Origin of the sequence: Streptomyces sp. NPDC002889, from assembly GCF_042888425.1 — a bacterium.
Lineage (GTDB): Bacteria > Actinomycetota > Actinomycetes > Streptomycetales > Streptomycetaceae > Streptomyces.
This window is the reverse complement of sequence record NZ_JBIAPT010000036.1, coordinates 1-22,165: the sequence shown is the minus strand read 5'-3', so window position 1 is coordinate 22,165 and position 22,165 is coordinate 1. Positions and strand designations below refer to the sequence as shown.

Here is a 22,165-nt window from a genome sequence, read left to right as displayed (position 1 = left end):
GCCACCCCGCACCCGTCCTTCCCGGAGACGCCGAACCATGAACGTGCTGCTGTCAGGGATCGTCGGCTCCACCGCCTATGGCCTGGCCAGGCCGGGATCCGACATCGACCGCCTCGGCCTGTTCGCCGCGGACACCACCGCCTTCCACGGCCTTCACCGCCCAACCGAATCACACGTCACCACCGCACCGGACCGCACCCTGCACGAGGCAGCAAAGTGGTGCCGGCTCGCCCTCAACGGCAACCCCACCGCCACGGAACTGGTCTGGCTCCCCGAGGACCTCTACGAAATACGCACTCCCCTGGGTGACGAACTGATCGGGATACGGAGCTCGCTGCTGTCCGCCAAGCGCATCCGCGACGCCTACCTCGGCTACGCCACCCAGCAGTTCAAGCGGCTGTACGACCGCGGTGACGGATCGTTCTCGGCGGACACCCGCAAGCGGACCGAGAAACACGCCCGGCACCTCATGCGGCTGTGCCACCAGGGATTCGAGCTGTACGCCACCGGCCGGCTCAACGTCCGTGTGGAGAACCCCGACGCCTTCCACGAGTTCGGCGAGGAGGTCGCGGCGGACGCGATGGCAGCGCTGCCTCTCCTGCAGCGGTTCGAGGAGCGGTTCGACGGGACCAAGAGCGTCCTGCCGGCCCAACCGGACGAGGCCCCTGTCGAGGCGTGGCTGCACCGGGTCCGTGCCGCGCACTACGCGGCAGGGCCGCACTCGGGGTGAAGGGTGCAGCGGTAGGTGGGCGCGCCCCTGTCCACGCCGGCCGCGCTCGAATCGGCAGGGCATGGAGCCGACGGACGAGAAACCGCCCGAGGCACCCCGCATCCTGTGCGTTCCCGGTCAGCCTCGGAGGAAGGCCAGCAGGTCCGAGTTGAACTGCTGCTCGTAGTCACCGACGAGGCCGTGCGGGCATCCCGAATAGGTCTTCAGCGTCGAGTCCTTCACGAGCTGAGCGGACTTCTGAGCCGAGGCCACGTAGGGCACGATCTGGTCATCGTCACCGTGTGCAATCAACGTGGGGACGTCGATGCGCTTGAGGTCCTCGGTGTAGTCCTGCTCCGAGAACTGTGCGATGCAGTCGTAGGCTCCCTTGAGGCCAACCTGCATGCTCCACAGCCAAAACGCCCGGCGTACGCCGTCGCTGCCTTTGGAGCCGGGGCGGTTGAAGCCGTAGAACGGGTCCGCCAGGTCCCAGTAGAACTGGGAACGGTCCCCGGTGACACCCGCCCGGATGGCGTCGAAGGCCTCGATCGGCAAGCCTTCAGGATTCGCCTCCGTCTTGAGCATCAGCGGAGGCACAGCCCCCAGCAGTACGGCCTTCGCGACGCGTCCGGTGCCGTGCCGGCCGATGTAGCGGGCCACTTCGCCCCCGCCGGTGGAGTGGCCGACGAGGACCGCGTCCCGCAGGTCCAGGCTCTCGATCAACCGGGACAGGTCGTCGGCGTACGTGTCCATGTGATTGCCGTTCCACGGCTGGTCCGAGCGGCCGTGTCCCCGACGGTCGTGGGCGATCGCGCGGTACCCGTTCTCGGCCACCAGGCGCAGCTGGTTGTCCCAGGCGTCGGCGTTGAGTGGCCAGCCATGGCTGAACACGACCGGTTGTCCGGTGCCCCAATCCTTGTAGAAGATCTTGGTGCCATCCTCAGCGGTGACGGTTCCCATGGCGCTGGCTGCCCTTCCTCCGGCTGAATCCACACCTGACGTCGCCGACTCGACAGACCCTCCGCGCGGCCCACTCCGCCCTCCCCTGCGGGGTCCTGTCGACCGCGATGAACCCCGTGAGAGCCCCGTGAGGGCAATGCCGCTGCGGCGAAGCCCCTCTCTCGACGGTAGACGCCACCCGTACGGACTGCACACGCAGCCTCGGCGCCGCCTGATCGCCCCCACCTGCGGCGGCCCCAACTACGCGGCAGAGGGAGGTCGGCTCCCGCGACGTCGTCATGAACCGGCCCGTACGGGCTCATCAGTGGGACCCGGAGCCGGGGAACCGCTCAACTCCATCACCGGCTTGGCCAGTTACCACCGGAGCGGCACAACACGGTGATCGTCAAGGCCACGGGCCTCGGGGATCTGCCGTGCCGAATCGTCGACGACCCGCGGGACGGCGCGCACCCCGGACGGCTTTATCGGGCTGCTGCCCGCCCGGTGCGGTGGCGTACAGGAATTCGAAAGCCGCTGAAAGCGTGGAACAGCTCGGGTGCAGACGATCATGTTGGTGATCGTCTGCATGAGGCAGCAACGCGTCACGGAGGGTGATCCATGTCGAAACCACCGCTTCCCGAAGAGGCAGTCGCGATGTTGACGAAGGCCAATCCGTCCTCCATCACGACCCTGCGCTCGGATGGCCAGCCGGTGTCCACGGCCACCTGGTACCTCTGGGACGACGGCCGCGTAATGGTCAATATGGACGAGGGGCGTAAGCGGCTGGAGCATATGCGCAACGACCCGCGGGTGGCACTCTCCGTGCTCGACGAGGGCAACTGGTACACGCACATCAGCATCATCGGCCGCGTCACCGAAATCCGCGAGGACAAGGACCTTGCCGACATCGACCGGCTGTCCCGGCAGTACCTCGGCAAGCCGTACCCGCAGCGGGACCGCCGCCGGGTCAGCGCATGGATCGCGATCGACCGCTGGCACGGCTGGGGCACCTTGAAGGACAGCAGCCAGGCCGGGTGATGTCCGCCCTGTCTGATCCATAGGCGCGAGACCCCCCGGATACAGGGCCCGGGAGTAAGGCCCTTCCGCCCTGCCTTGAGAGGCCCCAGCGCCGCCGGACGATGTCGCCGGACCACGACGACAGGAATCAACCGCATTCGACCTCGTGAAGGGCGGGCCAGACCGGATTGACGCCGCTGCCGCTGACCGTCAGGACACCGCCATCGGGTCCCCAGTGCAGCTTGTACGAGCCGGAGGCGACGGGGCGGTAGCCGTCGTCGGCCGTCCAGGAGCTCACTCGCAAACCCATGCCGCCGGCCCCCACCGCGTACACCTCGCCACTGCCCGCGAACAAGTACGACACCTCCCGCGCAACAGCCCTGCAGCCGCCCGGGCCTCGTGGTTCAAGCACGTGGTAGTCCGCACCCAGGTCACCCACCGCGCCGAGCACACTGCCCAGCCCTGCCGCGCCGGCCGGCAGGACAAGCGTCGATCGGAGCAGAACACGGCGCCCCTTCGTGGTCTCATCGGCCACTGAGCGGCGCCGTACGGCGCCGGCCGGCATGAGCAACAGAGAGGCCATGAGCAGCGCAGAGCTCACCGCCCAGCCGGGGACCACGTGCCCCACGACAACGAGCAACAGTCCGCTCCAGCCCGCTACGACCGCGAGCAGCACACAGCCCGTGGCCAAGAGTATGCGCGGGGACGGCCGGGCCACCCGGTCCGCCCGGTCCGCCCGGTCCGCCCGGTCCGCCCGGTCCGCCCGGTCCGCCCGGTCCGCCCGGTCCGCCCGGTCCGCCTGACGCTGCTCAGTCCCCATCGGTGCACGCTATCGCCTCGTCAACTTCCGTTGATGCGGCGCCTGCACGAGATCACGATGACTCAGACCACCCCCTCCGTGCCGCTCGAACATCGGGCGCGGGCACGTAGGTGTCACGGCGGCGACTCGGCCCACACCTGCGGGCCGCCGCCCCGCCACTCGATCAGCTCCGACCGTGCCACGTTATCGGCTTCCATGCCCTCCATCCCGGCCCGGCGCAGGAACTCGGCCACATCCGCGAGGCTGTGCGCCAAGCCGAGGATCTCTCCGTCCACGCGCACCCGTCGGCCACCCGTCGGCGACGTCGGATACACGACCACAGGCAGCACCGACATACCCCCAGCGTCCCGCCGACCCGGCCCGGCCGCATCCGCACACGCACACCACGGCACGGCACGGCACGACGAAGCGCCCGGCAGGTGGGTGGCACGACGTCCCTCCCCCGCTCCGCCGAATCGCTCGCCCGGATCTACGGGCGGACCGGGGCGCGTGAGCGCGCCGTCCGACGAGCGTGGGTCGTTGACGGGATTGGTGAGGGCGAGCTGTATAGGGTCTTGGCAACCGTCATTCTCGGTGAGGCCCGCCCGCCCCGAACCAGACGGACATTCCCGGCAGGCCGTAAGCACAGACTTGACCGATCATCAGGAGTGCTGCCGTGCGACCCATAGGGACATCATCCGCGCCCGGCAGCCTCGGTTGGAACCGCGAGACAGCGACGCTGGCGCTCCTGTCCTTCGCCATGCTGATCGTTTCGCTCGACCAGTACATCGTGGTCGTGGCACTCCCCGACATCGCACGCGACCTTGGCTATTCCCCGCAGACGCTCCAGTCGGTCATCAGCGCCTATGCAGTAGCCTCGGCCGGCTTCCTACTGTTCGGCGGGCGTGCCGCCGACCTGCTCGGCCGACGCCGCATCCTGGTCACCGGCCTCGCACTCTATGCCGGGTCAGCGCTCGTGGGAGGACTCGCGACCAGCCCCGGAATACTCCTCGCCGCCCGCGCATTCCAAGGTCTCGGCGGAGCCCTCGTCTTCCCCACCACCCTGGCACTCATCAACACCACCTTCGCCGAAGGCCGCGCCCGCAACCGCGCATTGGGAATCTGGGGAGGGTCGGGCGCGGCAGGACTCGTCATCGGTGTGCTGCTCGGCGGTCTTCTGACGCAGGCGTTCGGCTGGGAAGCGGTCTTCCTCGTCAACGTCGCCCTGGCCGGCCCTGCGCTGCTGCTTGCCTTCGTATTGATCCCCCGGGACGGTGAACACGAAAAAGGCCGCACGTTCGACCTACCCGGTGCGCTGAGCGTCACTCTCGGTGTCACACTCATCGTGTTCGCCCTCGTGCAAGGCCCCGGATCGGGCTGGCTTTCGCCGAGCATCCTGGTCAGCGCAGCGGCGGGCCTCCTGCTGATCGGAGCTTTCGTCGTCATCGAGCGCCGCAGCTACGACCCGCTCATGCCACCCCGGCTGCTCTCCAACCCCAACCTGATCACCGGCGTCGTCATCGCGTTCATGTTCATGGCGACCTTCGGCTCCGTGCTCTACTTCCTGTCCCTTTACTTCCAGGAGGTTCTGGGCTACGACGCTTTGCAGACCGGCGCAGGCTTCCTCATCCCCACGGCAGTGGTGGTGGCCGGTTCGACAACCGCAGGCCAGCTCGTGACGCGGTTCGGCCTCAGGCGCACATTGGCCGCAGCCCTCGCCGTCGGTGCGCTCGGTGCGGTCGCACTCGGCCTCGCGATCTCGCCGAACGGCACATACATCGAACTCATCCCCGGCCTCGTGGCGCTCAGCATCGGCGACGGGGTGGTCTTCACCACCATGTTCATCGCCGCCGCCACCGGAATCTCCGACCGACAACAAGGCATCGCCTCCGGCATTGCCTCCACCGGCTCAGGCGTGGGCGCCGCTGTCGGCCTGGCCATCCTCGTCCTGGTAGCGACTGCCGGCCTCGATGGCCTCTCCGGTGAACAGCTTCGAATCGCCACCGCCGACGGGATCCGCACCACGCTCTTCGTCGTGGCAGGCGGAATCATGCTGACCTTCCTCGTCGCCCTGAGCCGATGCCCGACGCCGTCCGAACCAGGGCCCGCCCCCGTGCCGTACCAGACCCGTCGCTGCTGACACGGAGATCAACGATGACGGTGGTGTGGTGCTGAGCGGTATCCCGCTCATCGACGGCAGCTTTCCCCGGTCGTGTGATGGTCAGTACTGCGGACCCCTCCGCATTCCGGCCGAGGAAGTCATGACCGTCAAGCACGACCTGGATGGCTTTGTCCGCCGACGTAAGGCGCTGAGCCGGACGCAGCCGACAGCATCTGATCCGTAGCTCCGGCCGGATCGGTCAGCGACCGTCACACAGGCCGCTTCGGGCCCCATAGGGACGCTGACGGACGGGGCCGTCTCAGGCAGGGGGGCGCACTGCTGTCCCGTTCGGTCAGAAACTGAATTCCCGGATCGCTGCGGAGCCTGAGGCCGCGGCAGTGGTGAAGAAGTGCAGCAGGGTCACGTGGGCACCCTCCAGGTAGTCGAGACCGTTCCCGTCACGGTCCCAGTAGCCGTGACCGGGGTAGATGCCCTCGTCCCTCATCTGGTCCGGGTCGTAGTGGCCGGCCAGGTCTTCCCAGGCCGTCTTCCGCAGGTCTTCCGCCACGCTCTTGACGGCTTCGGCGTCCCAGCCGGCGTAGATGCCCTGCTCGTCGATGATGGATCCGTCGTCCAGGATCATGACCGGGACCTCTGCGGCGTCGAAGAGGTACTGGAGGCCGGCCCAGTCCCTACCGAGGAACCCCACGAGGTCGTCGTTTCCTCGCCTTCCTCGCTGCGTTCGATGACCAGCTCTTCCGCCCAGTCCGGGTCCTGCTCCGCCCGCTCCAGCTCCTCTGACGTTACCCGGACGAACTGTATGTCCTGGCCCATGAAGAAATTTCCCCCAAGTTCCGCACAAATCGCTTCCGGCACTGGTGGGCGGTCAGCCGACCAAGATGTACACGGAGATGCCGAAGGCCCACAGCACGGCGAGCGCTGCGACCGCGCCGAGCCCGACGACTCCGATGACAACTGCCTCTACTCCTGCGGAGTTTGTCATGCCTCCATCTTCCTCCTCGCCTCGTCCGCTGTGTCCGGCGAGTGCCCGACTCCGCTCCTGTGCCCTGCGGGGGGGGGAAGTCCTCACGCCAGTTCGGGGTGGAGGAAGACCACCGCAGCCTCCGTCGATGTTCTCGGGCAGCCATGCGCCGACGCCGGGGTGCGAGCCCGTTGCTTGTCTGTCCGTCGTCACATCGTGCCCGGTGAGGGGGCCGGCAGACCCGGGTCGACCCTGGCTCGCGGGTTGGCCTCGATCGGTGCCCGCCCACGCGACATGTTGGTGGCCTCGTTCTTGGCGCCGGTGCATGTGCGCCGGTACCCGGCGGCTGATGCCGAGTGCTCGCCTGGATTTCGGCGCGCGTGATCGGGCTGGAGCTGGTCTGCTGGTTCTGGGGGCGCCTTTGTACCCCTACCCCGGAGAGATCCAGATGAGTACCTATCGAGTTGCGCAGGTCGCCGCCTCGGGCGGTCCGCTGGAGATCGTCGAGCGGGAGGTACCGCAGCCGGGACCAGGCCACGTACGGATTGCCGTGGAGGCCTGCGGGGTCTGCCACAGCGACGTCATTTTCGTGAACGCCCTGGTGCCGGGCGTACGGTTTCCGCTGGTCCCCGGGCATGAGATCGCAGGTCGCATCGAGGAGGTCGGCGAGGGAACATACAGCGGCTGGCAGGTGGGCGACCGGGTGGCGGTGGGCTGGTTCGGCGGCAGCTGCGGCCACTGCACGCCCTGCAGACAGGGCGACTTCATCGTGTGCGAGAACCTGAAGGTTCCCGGATGGGCATACGACGGCGGTTTTGCCGAGACGGTGATCGCACCGGCCGACGCACTGGCCCGGATCCCCGACGCACTGGCGGCGAGCGATGCGGCACCCTTGGCCTGCGCGGGGGTGACCACGTACAACGGGCTGCGACGCAGCTCCGCACGGCCGGGCGATCTGGTCGCCGTACTCGGCATCGGGGGCTTGGGCCACCTGGGGGTGAAGTATGCGGTCGCCATGGGCCTCGAGACCGTGGCCATCGCCCGCGGATCCGACAAGGCCGACTTCGCCAAGCAGCTCGGTGCGCACCACTACATCGACAGCACGGCGGCGACTGCCGTCGCGGACGCGCTGCAGTCCCTCGGCGGCGCCAGGGTGGTTCTGGCCACCGCCGCCAATTCCGACGCCACCACGGCGACCCTGGAAGGGCTTCGCCCCCGCGGTGAGCTGGTGGTCATCGGCGCGGACGTCGAGCCGCTGGGGATCAGCCCGAACCAGCTGCTCATGAGCGGCAGGATCATCCGTGGCCACCCGTCCGGCACCGCGCAGGACGTGCAGGACACCATGGCGTTCAGCGCCCTGCACGGGATCCGCCCCATGGTCGAGACCGTGCCGCTGGACCAGGCCGATGGGGCGTACCAAAAGATGATGTCCGGCGCCGCCCGGTTCCGGATGGTGCTCACCACCCGCTGACGTTTGTGGGGCGGCCGCGGGGCAGCGGGCCACGTCGGCCTTGCCGATGTCGATTCCGGCACACCGCTCGTGGACCACGTCATGCCCCGTGGTCCATGCCGACGAGGGAGGGCGTACGCGTCCGCTGCGCCTGTGGCGACTCGGGGCAGACAGCAGGTGAGAGCCTCCGGCTCACCGCAATGAGCGAGCCGGTCCCGACGACAGTGAGCCCGCGGCTGGGGTGCCGGCTCGTGTCCCGGGAACATCCGGTGGCTGATACTCGTTGAAGGGAGTGAGTCAGTCGCTGTGACCCGTGGGCCCTGGAACGGCCCGTCATGTCCGGGGAGCCTGCGGTGGCTGAAAAGCGCGCGGTGTGCCGCGCGCCGAGACCCTCTGAATGTCGGTCCGCCTTGCTGCATGGATGGGTGCCCTCCGAGGGCCTTTTCTCCTGGCAGCGACGGCCGATTCGTACGGGGCGATGGATCAAGGTCCGTTCCTGACCACTGCGGCCGTCAGTGCCGACCGCATCCGACACCCCTTGAGGGAGCTCGTTCCATGGATTCGCAGACCGTCAGCCCTCCCCTGCCTGAAATCCGACAAGCGGCGGGGAGTGACTTCGCCCGGCTGTCGAAGAAGATTGCCGACGCCGGCCTGATGGGCCGACGCCCGGGCTACTACGCTGCCCGGATCGCTGCGGTCACTGCCCTCTACGTTTGCGGGTGGATCGCGTTCGTCCTGGTCGGCGACAGCTGGTGGACGCTCGCGGTGGCGGCGTTCCTCGCCGTCGTCTTCGGCCAGGTTGCGCTCCTCGCGCACGACGTGGCGCACCGGCAGGTGTTCCGGCTCCGCAAGGCGAGCGAACGAACCGGCCGTATTGCCGGAAACGCCGGCATAGGGATGGGCTACGGGTGGTGGCAGGACAAGCACACGCGCCACCACGCCAACCCCAATCATGAGGAACTGGACCCTGACCTCATTCCCGACATCCTGGTCTGGTCGCAGAATCAGGCCCACGCCGCAAAAGGGCTTCCCCGTCTGCTCGGCCGCTTTCAGGCGTTCCTGTTCTTCCCTCTCCTCACTCTCGAAGGCTTCAACCTGCACCTGTCAGGTGTGAAGTCGCTGGCCGACCGCTCGCTCAAGAACCGCGTGGCGGAAGGAAGTCTGCTGTTCGCGCACTTCGCCCTCTACCTGGGTGCCCTGTTCCTGGTGCTGCCGCCCGGCATGGCCATTGCGTTCCTTCTGGTTCACCAGTGCCTGTTCGGTGTCTACCTGGGATCGATCTTCGCCCCGAACCACAAGGGCATGCCGATCCTGACCGGCGACGACCGCCCCGACTTTCTGCGGCGCCAAGTGCTCACCTCACGCAATGTCCGCGGTGGATGGTTCACCGACGTCGCACTCGGCGGACTGAACTACCAGATCGAACATCATCTGTTCCCGAGCATGCCCAGTCCGCATCTGCGCAAGGCGCAGGCAATCGTCCGCCGCCACTGCCAGGAGCTGGGAGTGAACTACCTGGAGACCAGCCTGGTCACTTCCTACCGACAGGCCCTCGCCAGCCTCCACCAGGCCGGAGCGCCGATTCGGCACGCTGCCCCCGCCTCGAGCGCGCGGTGAAAGTACTGGTCACAGCCACTCATTGAGGACTGCGACCAGCACGGTCGTCTCTGGGGCAAGCGGCCGGTCAGTGCACCAGCAGGTCGATCACGCCCGTCAGGTCCTCCTCGCCGCTGCCCTCGGCCAGGCGGCGGCGCATCAGCTCGAAGTAAGGGCTGAGCAGTTCCGGGCTGACGCCCTGCTGCTCGGCGGTGCTCAGGATGGTCGGCGTGCCGGCCACCTGCATGGCGAGATCGGAGACGACACCCTTGGTGTAGTCGCCGCTCCGCAGCTGGTCGGCGGTCCGGTGAACTGCCGGGGCCATCGCGACGAGCCAGTCGGCGAGCAGCGGGGCGAGCGACGCGGGGTCGATGTCCTCCTTGCGGATCAGGGCGAAGGCGTGCGCGGCCCCGGCGAACATCCCGTACATGGCGCTGAGCAGGGCCACGTCGTGCAGGGCCGCGAAACCCGCGTCCTTGCCGACGTAGGTGGTGCCGGCCGGGACGCCCAGCGTCTCCTGGTACCGCTCGAAGAGCTCCCGCGAGCCGCTGTAGAAGACGTAGCCGCCGGCCTCCGGGACGCCGATCATCGGCGGGACAGCCATGATCCCGCCGTCCAGGTGGCGGGCGCCGCGCTCGCGGGCCCACTCGGCGCGGGCGCGGGCCTGGGCAGGGGTGCTGGTCGTCAGGTTGACCAGGTCCCTGTCGACAAGGTCGGCGCCGGCCAGCGCCTCGTCGACCGAGGCGTCGTCCAACAGACAGACGACGACCAGGGTGTTCGCTGCGACCGCCTCAGCGGCGCTGTCCGCGACCCTCGCACCCTCGGCGGCGAGCGCCGCGGCGCGGGCCGGGGTGCGGGCCGGGGTGCGGTTCCAGACGGTGAGCGGGTGGCCGGCGGCAAGCCAGGTACGGGCCAGCGCGGTGCCCATCGCGCCGAGGCCCAGCAGCGTGACGGAGGTCTTCTTAACAGTGTTCTGTGTCATGCCGATTAGGCTGGCCACAGGCCCGGAGGTGATCAAGTACGCACTTCGGAGTGGGTGGTTACCCCGGGGTGAGCGAGCAGGTCAGAAGGGTGGGGCATGACGACGCTGAACCGGCCGGGCGCACCAGACGGACACGCCTGCGGGATCGACACCGCGATGGAGGTGATCGGCGGCAAGTGGAAGGTGCTCATCCTCTGGGCGCTCCACGAGCACCCCTACCGCCGCTTCGGCGAGCTGCGCCGATTGCTTCCGGGGATCACCGAGAAGGTGCTCGCCTCCCACCTGCGCGAGATGGAAGCGGACGGCGTCGTGCACCGCGTCTCCTACGACGAGGTGCCGCCCCGCGTCGAGTACTCACTGACCGAGGACGGCACACGCCTCAACGACGCACTCCAGCCGCTGGCCGCTTGGGGGCGCGAGCGGCCGGCCGCTCGACGGCTGGAGAAGAGGACGGGCTGGAGCGTGGGGTGAACGTGCTGGTCACAGCCACTCATTGAGGACTGCGACCAGCACGGTCGCCTCATAGCGGAGTGCGGTTGCTGATCCGGCCGGCGGTCGCCGCCGCGGGCCGACGGGCCTGGGCCATCATGTTCTTCCTGACCGAGCACGGCAGGCGCCCGGGAGATGCGGAGCTCACCTTCGCCGTTTCAGCGCATGTGCCAGATGTGGGAGCTCCTCGTGCAGCAGCCGCCCGGCCAGTGCGCCGCCGAATACGACGACGCCGACGCCGACCAGCCAGGACTGGAGGACCAGGACGGTTCCGAAGGGACCGTAGGTGACAGCGTTGGAAGCGATCAATGGCGAGAAGACGACCTGGGAGAAGACCCTGAGGCCGAGCAGCCCGATCCCGGTCGCCACCGCGCCGGGCAACAGGGCACGCCAGCCGATCCGCCCGCCGAGCAACAGCCGCTGCGACCACCAGAGGAAGAGGATGGCGCTCAGGAATGCGGCCCACGCACCGACCACGGATCCTCGCCACAGCCCGGTGGTGGCGGAGACGAAGAGGTACCCGGTGAGTACGCCGAGCCACACCACATGCCGCCACCTGGCGTGCCAGCGGGCAGCCGGCAGGTCCCAGACCCTTTCGTAACCGGTCTGTACCACTGTCCCGAACGTCAGGCCGAATGCGGCCAGGGTGGCAACACCGAAGGCAGTCGTGGTCCGCAGGGCCTGTCCGGGCCGGGCGAACAGCTCCTCGACTTCTTTCTTGGAGGCCGTCGACACGCCGAGCCCGTCCCCCAGCCACTGTGCGAACCCCCGCCCGTGCTCCGGGTCGACCGACGAGACAATGAGCAGCAGAGGCACCAGGGTGAGGAACCCGAGCGCCGCGAAACCCAACGCGCGCTGCCCCAGTTCGAGATCGCTGCTCCGCCGCCATCCGCGCCCGACTGGCGAACGGCTGACCGCTCGGCGTAGCCGCCCGAGCAGAGATGAACGGTTCGCGGCGGTGGACGGCTTCATCGGCATGCTTGTCGACTACCACGGTCGATACGGGCACCGCTCGAGGGCACGGCGCAGTTGGTCACATCTACCGCGCCACAGTCAGACCTGACCAATGCCGTCTCCTACTACCGTCAACGACCCCGCAGGGAGTTGCTGCGGGGCGTTCTGACTGGTGGGCGCGGCCGGTTTCGAACCCCGGTATCTGCTTTGCAAGCCTGGCACCGACCGACCGCGAACCGGTTCCTACTGGTCAACAGAGGTAGAACGACGCCGGGTCTGCTGACGAGGGGCTGCGCTCCCAGATGCTCCGATTGACCGTGACTGACCGCTCATCTGGCACGGATCTGGCACGCGCGCCTCCGTCGGCGCCTGCCCGCAGGGTCCGTGTGCCGTCAGGGCACCGGCGGGTACGACGCCTGAGACACGCTCAGCCCAGCCGACAGCAGTTGTCCGCCCGAAGGCACACGGCCAGACGGCGCGGCCCGTCCCGTATCAGAGAAGCCGACGCTGCCCCGGGAGAACTCCGCGCCGCGGAAGTCGACCGTACCGCCGGAGAACCTCACGTCAATGAGCTCATCGTCGAGCAGTCTCTCCACGACCCGGCAGTCACCGACAGACTGCCGCCACGTCAACAGGATCAACATGTGCCAAGAGGCGGGCCGCTGGTCGCGGCGTTCGGCGCGAGCGCGACGCTTCTGGTCTCGGCCGGCGCGGCGCGATCACGGTTGTGGGCCTGGCCGCGGCAGGTGCGATGGCGTACCGCTCGTGCGTGGCGCGCAAGGCCTGACGCCGCTGATCCGCATGGTCCCACTGGCCTACGCCCTGTCGCGCAACCCGACGATCGCCGTCCGGAGATCGCCCGAGTGGGACGCGGCAGAGGCACCGAACAGCTGATCGCTGCCGGGCGCCCTCAGACGGCCCACAGACGGCCCAGGACGGTGGGCGCTCCGGCTGGTCGGAGCCCTGACGAGAAGGCTCAGGCGCCCTCGGCCAATCCCGCCGACCGACGTTCTTTCTGTACCGCTTTCGGGTGCCCAGCGGGTGCGGTCCGGACCGTTGGGATATTGGGTGAGGGGAGACTGTCGGGCCTCCGGCCATGCGGGGTCGACACGTTGCCGCGAGGAGACACCTGATGTCAGGGCTGATACCGAGACGACGAGGCGGTCTGGCGTGGTGCACGGCGATGCTGCTGCCGTACGTACTCCTCTCCGCCGCCGCACCGCAGACCGTTCGTGGGGGGTCCGCCGGGACATCGGCGCTGGAGTGGCGGCCGTGCGGCGAACCGGCGCAGCGGGGATTCGAGTGCGCGACGTTCGACGTTCCGCTCGATTACGGCCATCCGGCGGGTGATGCCATCCATCTCGCCGTGATCCGGCGCAAAGCCACCAGCCCGTCCGAAAGGATCGGTTCGCTGTTCTTCAACCCTGGTGGCCCGGGCGGCGCCGGCACGGCTGCTCTGCCGGCTTGGTACGAACGGTTCCCAGCCGGGCTGCGCCAGCGTTTCGACATCGTCAGTTGGGATCCTCGGGGTGTGGGCCGCAGCACTGCGGTGCACTGTTTCCGTAACGCCGAGGAGGCGACGGCCTGGTGGGCACGTCAGCCGGCGGGTTTCCCCGTGGGGGAGAAGGAACGGCAAGCCTGGTTCGCCGGAAGGGCGGACCTGGCCAGCGGTTGCCGGCAGCGGGCCTCGACGCTGTTGCCGCATGTTTCCACCCCCGACAGCGCCCGCGATCTGGACCGGTTGCGCAACGCTGTGGGGGATCGGCAGCTGAACTACTGGGGTATTTCGTACGGCACGTTTCTCGGTGCCGTCTACGCCAATCTCTTCCCCGACAAGGTGCGCGGCCTGCTCCTGGACGGGAACGTCGACCCTCGTGGTTACGCGGGCGGTGCCATGAACAGCGAACCGCGGCTGACCACCTCTCTGCGCATGGGCTCGGATCTGGGGTCGGCCGCCACTCTGGGGCAGTTCCTCGAGTTGTGCGGTCAGGCCGCAGCATCCCGCTGCGCGTTCTCCGCGGGCAGCCCCCAGGCCACCCGCGCCAAACTGGCCGTCCTGATGCAACGGCTCCAACGTCAACCGGTGGAGGAGTGGACCTACGCCAAGACCGTGGACGCCTTGCGGACCGCGCTGTACTTCGTCGACCCGGGGTGGACCGACGCTGCTGAGATGTTGCAGGAGCTGTGGCAAGGGCGCGTCCCGCGCATGCCCGCACCCCCTTCAAGCCGGACCTATCCCGGATTTGAGCAAGAGGCCGCGGTCGTCTGTTCCGAGAGCCCCAACCCCCGTGTCCGCAGCCGCTACGCCGAACTCGAGGCATTCAGCGCAGCACGCGCGGGGGACCTCGGCCGTCGCTGGGTGTGGGACTACGAGTGGTGCGCACAGTGGCCGGCCACAGCAGCCCACCGCTACACCGGTCCGTGGAACCGGCCCACTGCCCACCCGGTCCTGGTCGTCAACCCCACCTACGACCCGGCCACTTCCTATCAGGCGGCCGAGGCCATGGCCCGCGAACTGGCCGACGCGCGCCTGCTGACCCTCCACGGCTACGGCCACACCGCCTTGGTCAATCCCAGCGCATGCGTGAACCTGTACGCCGTGCGCTACTTCACCACTGGTGCCCTGCCGCCTGTCGGGGCCTCCTGCCGCCAGGACACCCCGCCCTTCACCCCCGCCAAGCCGATCGGTGGCATCGCGGCGGGCGGCGGTGGACTCGCCAACGCTCACAACGTTCCCCGAGAACCATTGGCACCCCTTCACGGCCCAGGGACGGCCCAGCGCTGACGCTTCGGCGCCCACCGACCCAAGATCGCTCGCCTGACATGAGTCAAGGCGATCCGGGGTCGTCGCGCGCATGATGCAGAGCGATCACGTCTTGAGGATGGCCGACCTTCGCCGGGCCTGTTCCGTACTCCTGGACGAGGCGGAACGCCGGTTCGGCGATCAGGCGGACCTTGCCGAGGTGCCCGTGGGCCTCTACTGGAGTGTGGACCTTGCGGCCATCTTTGATATGAGCAAGGCGCCGACGCAGCTTGACTGCGGGCAGGTCAGTGGAGGCACAGCGGCATCGATGTATCTGTTCGCCCGGTGATTGTTGTGGTCCACGCTGCCTAGCTCACCGTGAAGAACGCCACGCCCCCGGTCATAGTCCTGTCGGCTGACCAAGTGGACCGGACGCTATCCGGGCTGTCGCCCACTCTCTCTAGAGACCAGATCGAGCGCATTTACGCAGTGGCTCGCAGCTCCCGGACGTGGGCACGGGAGTGATCGCATTTAGAAGTCATCAAGGTGCGCCGTTCTCGTGAATCCCAAGCCCGACCCGAGGTCCTGAGCATGGCTCCCGCTCGGGAAACGGTTGAATCGTCGGCATGATCAAAAGAGACGTCGCGGCCCTGTTCGGAAACCGTTTCCTGACCGAGCCCGCTCCCTCGGAGACCTTCCCCGAGGAGGGCATGACCGCGACGGACACCATGAGGCTGCTGGATGAGGACCTCGTCATGGAGGGCGACCCGCAGCGCAACCTCGCCACGTTCGTCACCACCTGGATGGAGCCGGAGGCGCAACGGATCATCGCCGAGAACCTCCACCGCAACTTCATCGACCACGCGGAGTACCCCATCTCCGCCGAGATCGAGCAGCGCTGCGTGCGCATGCTCGCCGACCTCTTCCACGCACCGGGCAAGACCACCGGATGTCGGACTCAGGGCTCGTCCGAGGCGATCATGCTCGGCGCTCTGTCACTGAAGTGGAAGTGGCGGGAGCGTCGCCAGGCGGCCAACCTGTCGGTCGACCGGCCCAACCTGGTCTTCGGCGGCGATGTCCACGTCGTGTGGGAGAAGTTCTGCCGCTACTTCGACGTCGAGCCGCGGATCGTGCCGCTTGCCGAGGACAAGTACACGATCGGCCCGGAGGACGTGGAGCCCCACATCGACGAGAACACGATCGGTGTCGTCGCCGTCGTCGGCACCACGTTCACCGGCCACAAGGACGACGTCGTCGGGATCGACAAGCTCCTGCGGGGCATCCGCAAGGAGCGGGACCTCGACATCCCCATCCACGTCGACGGCGCCAGCGGCGGCTTCGTGTGGCCCTTCCTCTATCCGGACTCGAAATGGGACTTCCGGCTCGAGCAGGTCCGCTCGATCAACGTATCGGGACACAAGTACGGCCTGGTCTACCCCGGCATCGGCTGGCTGGTCTTCCGCGAGGAGTCCGACCTGGCCAAGGACCTCGTGTTCTACGAGAACTACCTGGGCAAGACCGACGCGACGTTCACGCTGAACTTCTCGACCGGCGCGTCGATGGTGCTCGCCCAGTACTACAACTTCGTGCGGTTGGGTCGTCAGGGCTACACCTACGTCATGGAGACGATGCAGAAGAACGCCCACGCGTTGGCGGACAACCTGCGTAGCAGCGGCCGCTTCGAAGTAATGGGCAGCGACCTCGAGCAGCTGCCGCTGGTCGCTTTCCGCCTCGCCGGCAAGCACGCCTACGACGAGTCCGACATCGCCTGGCAGCTCTCGGCCGAGCGCGGCTGGATGGTGCCGGCGTACACGCTCCCGCCCAACGCGGAGCGGGTGAAGATCCTGCGTGCCCTGGTCAAGGAGACCCTGAGCCGCGAGCAGATCGAGCGTCTGACCCAGGACATCGCCGACGCGTGCGACACCTTGGACCACAAGGGTGCGACCACCGAGGTCGAGCGGGCCCAGATCAAGCGCGGCACCGGCTACTAACGCCCGCAACCGGCACCCTCAGGGGCGGGCGACGAAGTCGCTCCCTGCTGGCGAGAAGCAATGTCCCCGGGCCCGGATTCACATGGGTTTGCGCTCGCTTTCACAGCCATCGCCTGCACCCTCATCTGCTACCGCCGACTCGCAAAATGAGATGACTTCCTAGGCGTCGAAGTCGTACTCCAGCACATAGGAGGCGGCGTCCAAGGTCATCTCATTGACCTCTACAGGTCGCCCCTCGTCCGCGAACGCTGTCCGGCAAGTGTCTCGGAGCACTGGCCCTGCCCCCGTACGCGCCGCGAGGATCACCGGCATTCGCTTGGCAGGGTCTGTAAGCGTGTCCACGCAAGCCATGGGGACGTGCCCAGCGCCGAAGGCGGCGACCACGAGACCATCGACCTGTGTGCCGATCGCCTGGAGCACAGCCCCGTCATCACCCAGTCCGATGAGCGCCACAGCAGTCCGGACATCGGACTTGGTCTTCTGGAGCGGGATCTTCGGCTGGTCGCCCGGATACGTCCACACGCGAACTCGGTCCTCGGCTACGTAGCCGATTGGTCCGGGGTAGGACGCGAACGCCGTGGGGCTGGGGCTGGTGGCGTGAGCTTTGCGAACCCAGCGAGCCGCATGAATCTCCGCTCCTACCGCGGCCGGGGTCGCTCCCCGCGTCGTGATGGAGATCCTCGGGCACAGGCAGATCGCCGCCACGATGAACGTCTACACGCACGTCGTCCAGGACACGCAGAGCGAAGCTGTCAGTCACATGTACCGACTGCTCAAGAGGCGGCCCGGCCATGAGTGACCGCCCCGGTTGATGTCAGATATGGATGTCAAAGGCCCCCAGCCTTGATCGGCTGGGGGCCTTTTCACCGGTGGGCGCGGACGGTTTCGAACCGCCGACATCTGCTTTGTAAGCCTGGCGCCGACCACAGGCCGGTCTTGGCTGGTCAACAGGCGTACAACAGCGCTGAGCATGTCGGCGCATGCCTGCACCGCCTCACACCCCAATTGACCGTGACTGACCGCTCAATCTGGCACGGATCTGGCACGGCGGCGTCGCCGACACCTGCCTTGTAAGTTCGCTCGGATGTCCTGTATTGCTGGTACTCCCATGGCCGGCCGTGCTGCGAGGAGCGGCGCATGACCGCTGTGGTCCACCGCCGTTGATGTCAGCTGTAGATGTCAATTTTGAGGGCCTGGGCGTAAGCGACGCCCAGGCCCTCGCGGCCATGCTCACCCGCGCCCGGCTCCCGGAGGGAGCTGTCTACGGCTCGAGCAACTCCGCCTGGAGCTGCGGCGATACGATAGGGAACCCGGGCCCGTCAGACACGGGAACCGAGACAGCGTTGCTTCCGGTGTTCTGGGCAGCGGCGAGGTCGATCACGTCATTGGTGTTCAGTTCAACAATCGTGGACACCTCCTGCGACATTGCAGCGGCCCCGCCATTAACCGTGGTGTCCTGAGCGTCAAAGGCGAGGACGACCCCGTTGACCCGGATGCGTAGGTTGCGAGTCCCCCCGGTAAACGTGGTGTAGAGCCAGGCCAGCCTTGCCTTGAGGAGGTAGCGCCCGGGAGTGTTGACCACCAGGCTGTCGTTCGCGTCATCGAACGTCATGCCCGAGTTGTGGGCGACGCCATCGAAGTTGATCTTAGTAATGGCGTTGGTCGGGATGTCCTGGTTACTTGAGGCGAAGACACTCGCGCCGACATCAACGACGGGTGCGTCAGCGCCGGTCGCACCCGTCGGGCCGGTGGGGCCTGTCGGTCCGGTCGGACCGGTCGGACCCGGGTCACCCTGCGCGCCGGTGGGGCCTGTCGGTCCGGTCGGACCGGTCGGACCCGGGTCACCCTGCGCGCCGGTGGGGCCTGTCGGTCCGGTCGGACCGGTCGGACCGGTCGGACCGGTCGGACCCGGGTCACCCTGCGCGCCCGTCGGACCCGTGGGCCCCGTTGCTCCGGTTGCGCCCTTCGGGCCCTTCTTGCAGTTGTCCTTGTCGCCGCGGCGCGGCCCATCCTTGCACTTGTCGCCCGGGCCGCTCGTCGCGCTCACGCGTTCGTTCATGCTGGGAGCCACGGCCGCGACCGGACTGACCACCCCGGCCGCCAGGACCAGCGCCAGTGAGGCGATCGCGCCGCCGGCCCTCCACTTGGCTCGACGGGGCAGAGGCCCCAGCGGGGAACCTGTCCTGTTGTCAGGACTCATGTACACGCTCCTCGTTCGATCGGTTGGGGACTCCTTGTCCGAACCGCAGGGCGAGCCTGCTCCGTGGGAAGCCGATCGATCGTCATGCCTGTTCGACACACGGCGAGTATCAGCAAATCGGAGTAACCGGCATATCTGGATGAGGGCCTTCCATCCGCTGATTCGCACCCGGGAGCGCGCCCGGCAAAATTGGGCGGGCTCAGAGCGCCCCGCGCACGTATCCCAGCCAGCGCATGGGAGAGTTTCAAATCTGCCAGCGGACCTCGAAAGCTACGGCGATGCGCCGACGCCTGACACAAGGTCGGCGTAGCGGCTTTGGGCGGGAGCTGCCATGGGGCGAGAGATCGGGGCCCTTACGCTGGCCGCGAATCGGGCTGGCTCCTTGCCTGCCCGCAATTGCCCGATCGGGGCCATGATCTTGGAGGCTCGCCCCATGGTGGCTGCGTAAAGCCCAAGACCGGGAAGTTAGGGCGGTCGGGCTGGTTGACGTGGCAACGGAGCCCGGCGCGAACTGTGAGTGTCGAGGTCACGGTTCGAGGGGGCTCCGTTGTCTGTTCAGTGTGCCACCGCCGGCGTGGTTCGGGATCGGTCGCGGGTGTGGCTGCCGGGTCATTTAGGGGTGCTGACGCGGTGGGTTCCGCCGTCGCTGGTGGATGAAGTGGTCCGGGCGGCGGGCCGGAAGGAGCGACGGGTGCGGCTGTTGCCGGCCCGGGTAACGGTCTACTTCGTTCTGGCTATGGCGCTGTTCACGGACTGCGGGTATCGCGGGGTGTGGGCGGCGCTGACCGCCGGGCTGCCCGGACCTTCGCTGCCCGATCCGTCGACGGCAGCGTTGCGGCAGGCCAGACGCCGTCTCGGTGTGCAGCCGTTGGCGTTGCTGTTCGACCGGCTGCGCGGACCGCTCGGCACCACTGACACTTTGGGCGTGTTCTGGCGGGGGCTGCGGCTGGTGGCCTGGGACGGAACCTGCCTGGAGGTCGCCGACAGCCCCGCGAACGTCGCTCACTTCACCAGGCACGGCGTGCGCACCACGCGTCCGGCCGGCTATCCCCAGGTGCGGTTGACGGCACTGGTCGAATGCGGGACCCGGGCCGTGATCGACGCGGTCTTCGGGCCGCTGCGGCACAAGGAACTCCCGCAGGCCCACGACCTGCTGCCCGCCCTGGAAGCGGGCATGCTGCTGCTGGCCGACCGCGGCTACGACGGTTACCAGGCGATCCGGGACGCTGCGAACACCGGTGCCGACCTGCTCTGGCGCGTGACCGCCGGGCGGCTGCTGCCGGTCATCACCCCGCTGCCGGACGGCACCCATCTGACCTTGATCTGCGACCGCCGCTCCGGCGACCGGCTCGCCCAGTGGCATCATCGCGGTCGCGTCACCGAACAGCCCTCGAACCTGACCGCGATCACCATGCGCGTGATCAGTTACCAGATCACCGTCACCGCCGCGGACGGCACCAGCCGCGTCAGCACTGTCCGTCTGGTCACCACCCTGCTGGACCCGAACAGGCACCCCGCGGCCGAGCTGGCCGCCCTCTACCACCAGCGCTGGGAGATCGAGACTGCCTACTACGGGTTGAAAGTTACCCTGCGTGGCCCCGACCGTGTCCTGCGGTCCCACACCGTCGACGGCGTCGAGCAGGAGCTCTACGCGATGCTGGCCGTCTTCCAGATCACGCGCATGGCCATCACCCACGCGGCCACCGGCGCAGGCATCGACCCCGATCGGCTGTCCTTCACCATCGCTCTGAGAACCGCCCGCCACACCGTCATCAACGCTGACGCCGTCGACTGGACCCGCCTGACCGGCGCCCTCACTCACGTCCGCAACCTCGCTGCCCCAAAGCGGCGTTGTCGCGCCAGCCCACGCTGCGTGAAGCGCACCCTGTCGCCCTACGCCTACAACAAGAGCAAAGGCAGCGTCGGCCGAAAAAGCAAAGTCACCAGCCACGTCACGCTCCTGACCAGCGCCAGACCCTAACTTCCCGGTCTTGGCCTAAAGCCGCGGAGCCGACCGCCTCAGCCACGACCCGTTCTCACTGGTGGTGTCGCACCATCCCCAGCCCCGGCCTGGTCTTCGCCCCTTGTGGGCGCGGGCGGGCGACGACGCGCGGCCCCGCTGGCGGAGACATGGCGAGGGCGGCGCGTCGGCGTCCGGCCGGCGCCGCCGCGGTGTGCGCGGCACCTCTGATCTCTGCATCAGACTGCTTGCAGTTCCAGGAGGCCGGGAGCATCGGCGAGCGGAGCGAGCTCTTGATGAACGTAGGGAAAGTCTGTCCGCGCACTGCTGGCAACCCGTCTGACAACCCGTTTCTGATGTTGGGGGTTGTTCAAGCGGCTTGTTCGTCTTCGGCCCAGTGAGCCGGGGCGGCCGCGGATCTGGTCCCTGCGACGCAACGCAGAGGGTGGAGGATTTCAGCGGCAGTGCTCGGCGATCTCCATCAGGAGCTGCTGGCCGAACACGGTCACACTCCTGCCCGTGCTCCCCCTGCCTGACGCTTTCATGACAAGCGAGAATAGATCCGGTCCAGCGCAACGAGGAGGCATCAACGTGATCGCCCTTCCCGACCAACTCCCGGAGACACCGCCCACCGACACCGCGCCGCGCGGCGACGGGCGCCCCGAGCTCGTCAAGGTGCTGATGGTCCAGCCATCGGTCCGCCTCCGCGTCACCCGCCAGGAGCTTTTCTTTGACTTGGACTTCGGATCGTTCCGCCTCGACATCGTTCCGCCGCTCGTGGGGCATCTGCTCGGACGTCTCCGACGCTCTGCTCATAGCCACGCATGATGAGAACCCGAAGCTGTAGGGAAACTTGGCTGCTCACTCCGTACGAACTCCCGGCCTCAGCCAGCGACCGCACTCCCAACAACGCCGTCCGCCGGAACCGGCCACCCCCAGAACCTAGCCCGCCAAGAGATTCATAACCCGACGTCAGAAACGGGTTCTGAGGGCTCAGCAGGCCCAGCAGCTGGCGTCACGTAGTAGTTGGTGAGGCGTAGCAAACCGCGTCAGTCTCCTGCCCGTCGCCGTAGCCGTGAGCTGTGACGCCCAGCTTGATCCAACCAAGCCGTTCGTAGAGTCGAATCGCGCCAGTGTCCTTCACCATGACATCGAGGACTAGGGCCTGTGTGGGGTTGTGATCAGTCGGCGGCCTTCAGGAGGTCGTCGATCCAGATCATTGAGGCGCGGAGGTGGAGGCCGGCGAGGTAGCT

At 67.8% G+C, this 22,165-nt stretch carries 18 protein-coding genes and 2 pseudogenes; 12 read left to right on the top strand and 8 right to left on the bottom strand.

The features are described from left to right. Positions 1–25: 25 nt before the first annotated feature. Positions 26–730, top strand: a pseudogene (locus ACFYWI_RS35350) (DNA polymerase beta superfamily protein); the annotation flags it as partial. 117 nt (positions 731–847) lie between these two features. Here ACFYWI_RS35350 and ACFYWI_RS35345 read toward each other — a convergent pair. After that, positions 848–1,669 (bottom strand): alpha/beta fold hydrolase, encoded by an 822-nt coding sequence (locus ACFYWI_RS35345; protein WP_389239884.1) that lies wholly within the window; start codon positions 1,667–1,669, stop codon positions 848–850. Positions 1,670–2,266: 597 nt separating this feature from the next. Here ACFYWI_RS35345 and ACFYWI_RS35340 point away from each other — a divergent pair. Further along, the gene (locus tag ACFYWI_RS35340) at positions 2,267–2,686 is read left to right on the top strand and encodes a PPOX class F420-dependent oxidoreductase (RefSeq protein ID WP_389239883.1); all 420 of its coding nucleotides are present in this window, start codon (positions 2,267–2,269) and stop codon (positions 2,684–2,686) included. 127 nt (positions 2,687–2,813) lie between these two features. Here ACFYWI_RS35340 and ACFYWI_RS35335 read toward each other — a convergent pair whose 3' ends face one another. Both ACFYWI_RS35335 and ACFYWI_RS35330 read right to left on the bottom strand, forming a co-directional pair. Next, positions 2,814–3,485: a hypothetical protein gene (locus tag ACFYWI_RS35335; RefSeq protein ID WP_389239882.1), complete on the bottom strand. Its 672-nt coding sequence runs from the start codon at positions 3,483–3,485 to the stop codon at positions 2,814–2,816. 113 nt (positions 3,486–3,598) lie between these two features. After that, entirely contained in the window at positions 3,599–3,820 is a 222-nt protein-coding gene (locus ACFYWI_RS35330) for a hypothetical protein (protein WP_389239881.1), read from the bottom strand. Between the two features lie 320 nt (positions 3,821–4,140). On the opposite strand from ACFYWI_RS35330, the gene ACFYWI_RS35325 reads away from it, so the two are divergent. Then, positions 4,141–5,604: an MFS transporter gene (locus tag ACFYWI_RS35325; protein ID WP_389239880.1), complete on the top strand. Its 1,464-nt coding sequence runs from the start codon at positions 4,141–4,143 to the stop codon at positions 5,602–5,604. 313 nt (positions 5,605–5,917) lie between these two features. On the opposite strand, the gene ACFYWI_RS35320 is transcribed toward ACFYWI_RS35325, so the two are convergent. Then, the gene (locus ACFYWI_RS35320) at positions 5,918–6,274 is read right to left on the bottom strand and encodes a DUF1877 family protein (protein ID WP_389239879.1); all 357 of its coding nucleotides are present in this window, start codon (positions 6,272–6,274) and stop codon (positions 5,918–5,920) included. A 721-nt stretch (positions 6,275–6,995) separates the two neighbouring features. Between ACFYWI_RS35320 and ACFYWI_RS35315 the strand changes: the two genes are divergently transcribed. Both ACFYWI_RS35315 and ACFYWI_RS35310 read left to right on the top strand, forming a co-directional pair. After that, entirely contained in the window at positions 6,996–8,018 is a 1,023-nt protein-coding gene (locus ACFYWI_RS35315; protein WP_389239878.1) for an alcohol dehydrogenase, read from the top strand. 534 nt (positions 8,019–8,552) lie between these two features. Continuing rightward, positions 8,553–9,614: a fatty acid desaturase family protein gene (locus ACFYWI_RS35310; protein ID WP_389239877.1), complete on the top strand. Its 1,062-nt coding sequence runs from the start codon at positions 8,553–8,555 to the stop codon at positions 9,612–9,614. 67 nt (positions 9,615–9,681) lie between these two features. Here the strand turns inward: ACFYWI_RS35310 and ACFYWI_RS35305 are convergent, their stop codons facing one another. Further along, complete coding sequence (locus ACFYWI_RS35305; protein ID WP_389239876.1) at positions 9,682–10,575, bottom strand: NAD(P)-dependent oxidoreductase; 894 nt, start codon at positions 10,573–10,575, stop codon at positions 9,682–9,684. 96 nt (positions 10,576–10,671) lie between these two features. On the opposite strand from ACFYWI_RS35305, the gene ACFYWI_RS35300 reads away from it, so the two are divergent. Beyond that, positions 10,672–11,046 (top strand): winged helix-turn-helix transcriptional regulator, encoded by a 375-nt coding sequence (locus ACFYWI_RS35300; protein WP_389239875.1) that lies wholly within the window; start codon positions 10,672–10,674, stop codon positions 11,044–11,046. Between the two features lie 162 nt (positions 11,047–11,208). On the opposite strand, the gene ACFYWI_RS35295 is transcribed toward ACFYWI_RS35300, so the two are convergent. After that, complete coding sequence (locus ACFYWI_RS35295; RefSeq protein ID WP_389239874.1) at positions 11,209–12,042, bottom strand: ribonuclease BN; 834 nt, start codon at positions 12,040–12,042, stop codon at positions 11,209–11,211. Between the two features lie 1,108 nt (positions 12,043–13,150). On the opposite strand from ACFYWI_RS35295, the gene ACFYWI_RS35290 reads away from it, so the two are divergent. The 3 genes from ACFYWI_RS35290 (at position 13,151) to ACFYWI_RS35280 (ending at position 16,752) form a co-directional block, all read left to right on the top strand. Beyond that, positions 13,151–14,803: an alpha/beta hydrolase gene (locus ACFYWI_RS35290; RefSeq protein WP_389239873.1), complete on the top strand. Its 1,653-nt coding sequence runs from the start codon at positions 13,151–13,153 to the stop codon at positions 14,801–14,803. Between the two features lie 97 nt (positions 14,804–14,900). After that, entirely contained in the window at positions 14,901–15,110 is a 210-nt protein-coding gene (locus ACFYWI_RS35285; RefSeq protein ID WP_389239872.1) for a hypothetical protein, read from the top strand. A gap of 277 nt (positions 15,111–15,387) precedes the next feature. Further along, positions 15,388–16,752, top strand: a complete 1,365-nt coding sequence (locus ACFYWI_RS35280) for a glutamate decarboxylase (protein ID WP_389239871.1) — start codon at positions 15,388–15,390, stop codon at positions 16,750–16,752. 159 nt (positions 16,753–16,911) lie between these two features. Here ACFYWI_RS35280 and ACFYWI_RS35275 read toward each other — a convergent pair whose 3' ends face one another. Continuing rightward, positions 16,912–17,205, bottom strand: coding sequence for a hypothetical protein (locus ACFYWI_RS35275; RefSeq protein ID WP_389239918.1), 294 nt, complete (start codon positions 17,203–17,205; stop codon positions 16,912–16,914). A gap of 187 nt (positions 17,206–17,392) precedes the next feature. Between ACFYWI_RS35275 and ACFYWI_RS35270 the strand changes: the two are divergent. After that, a pseudogene (locus tag ACFYWI_RS35270) lies at positions 17,393–17,551 on the top strand (site-specific integrase); the annotation flags it as partial. A 462-nt stretch (positions 17,552–18,013) separates the two neighbouring features. Here the strand turns inward: ACFYWI_RS35270 and ACFYWI_RS35265 are convergent. Further along, positions 18,014–18,811, bottom strand: a complete 798-nt coding sequence (locus ACFYWI_RS35265; protein ID WP_389239870.1) for a hypothetical protein — start codon at positions 18,809–18,811, stop codon at positions 18,014–18,016. Between the two features lie 658 nt (positions 18,812–19,469). Between ACFYWI_RS35265 and ACFYWI_RS35260 the strand changes: the two genes are divergently transcribed. Then, positions 19,470–20,933, top strand: coding sequence for an IS4 family transposase (locus ACFYWI_RS35260; protein WP_389239869.1), 1,464 nt, complete (start codon positions 19,470–19,472; stop codon positions 20,931–20,933). A gap of 570 nt (positions 20,934–21,503) precedes the next feature. Further along, complete coding sequence (locus ACFYWI_RS35255) at positions 21,504–21,740, top strand: hypothetical protein (protein WP_389239868.1); 237 nt, start codon at positions 21,504–21,506, stop codon at positions 21,738–21,740. The last annotated feature ends 425 nt before the right edge of the window (positions 21,741–22,165 follow it).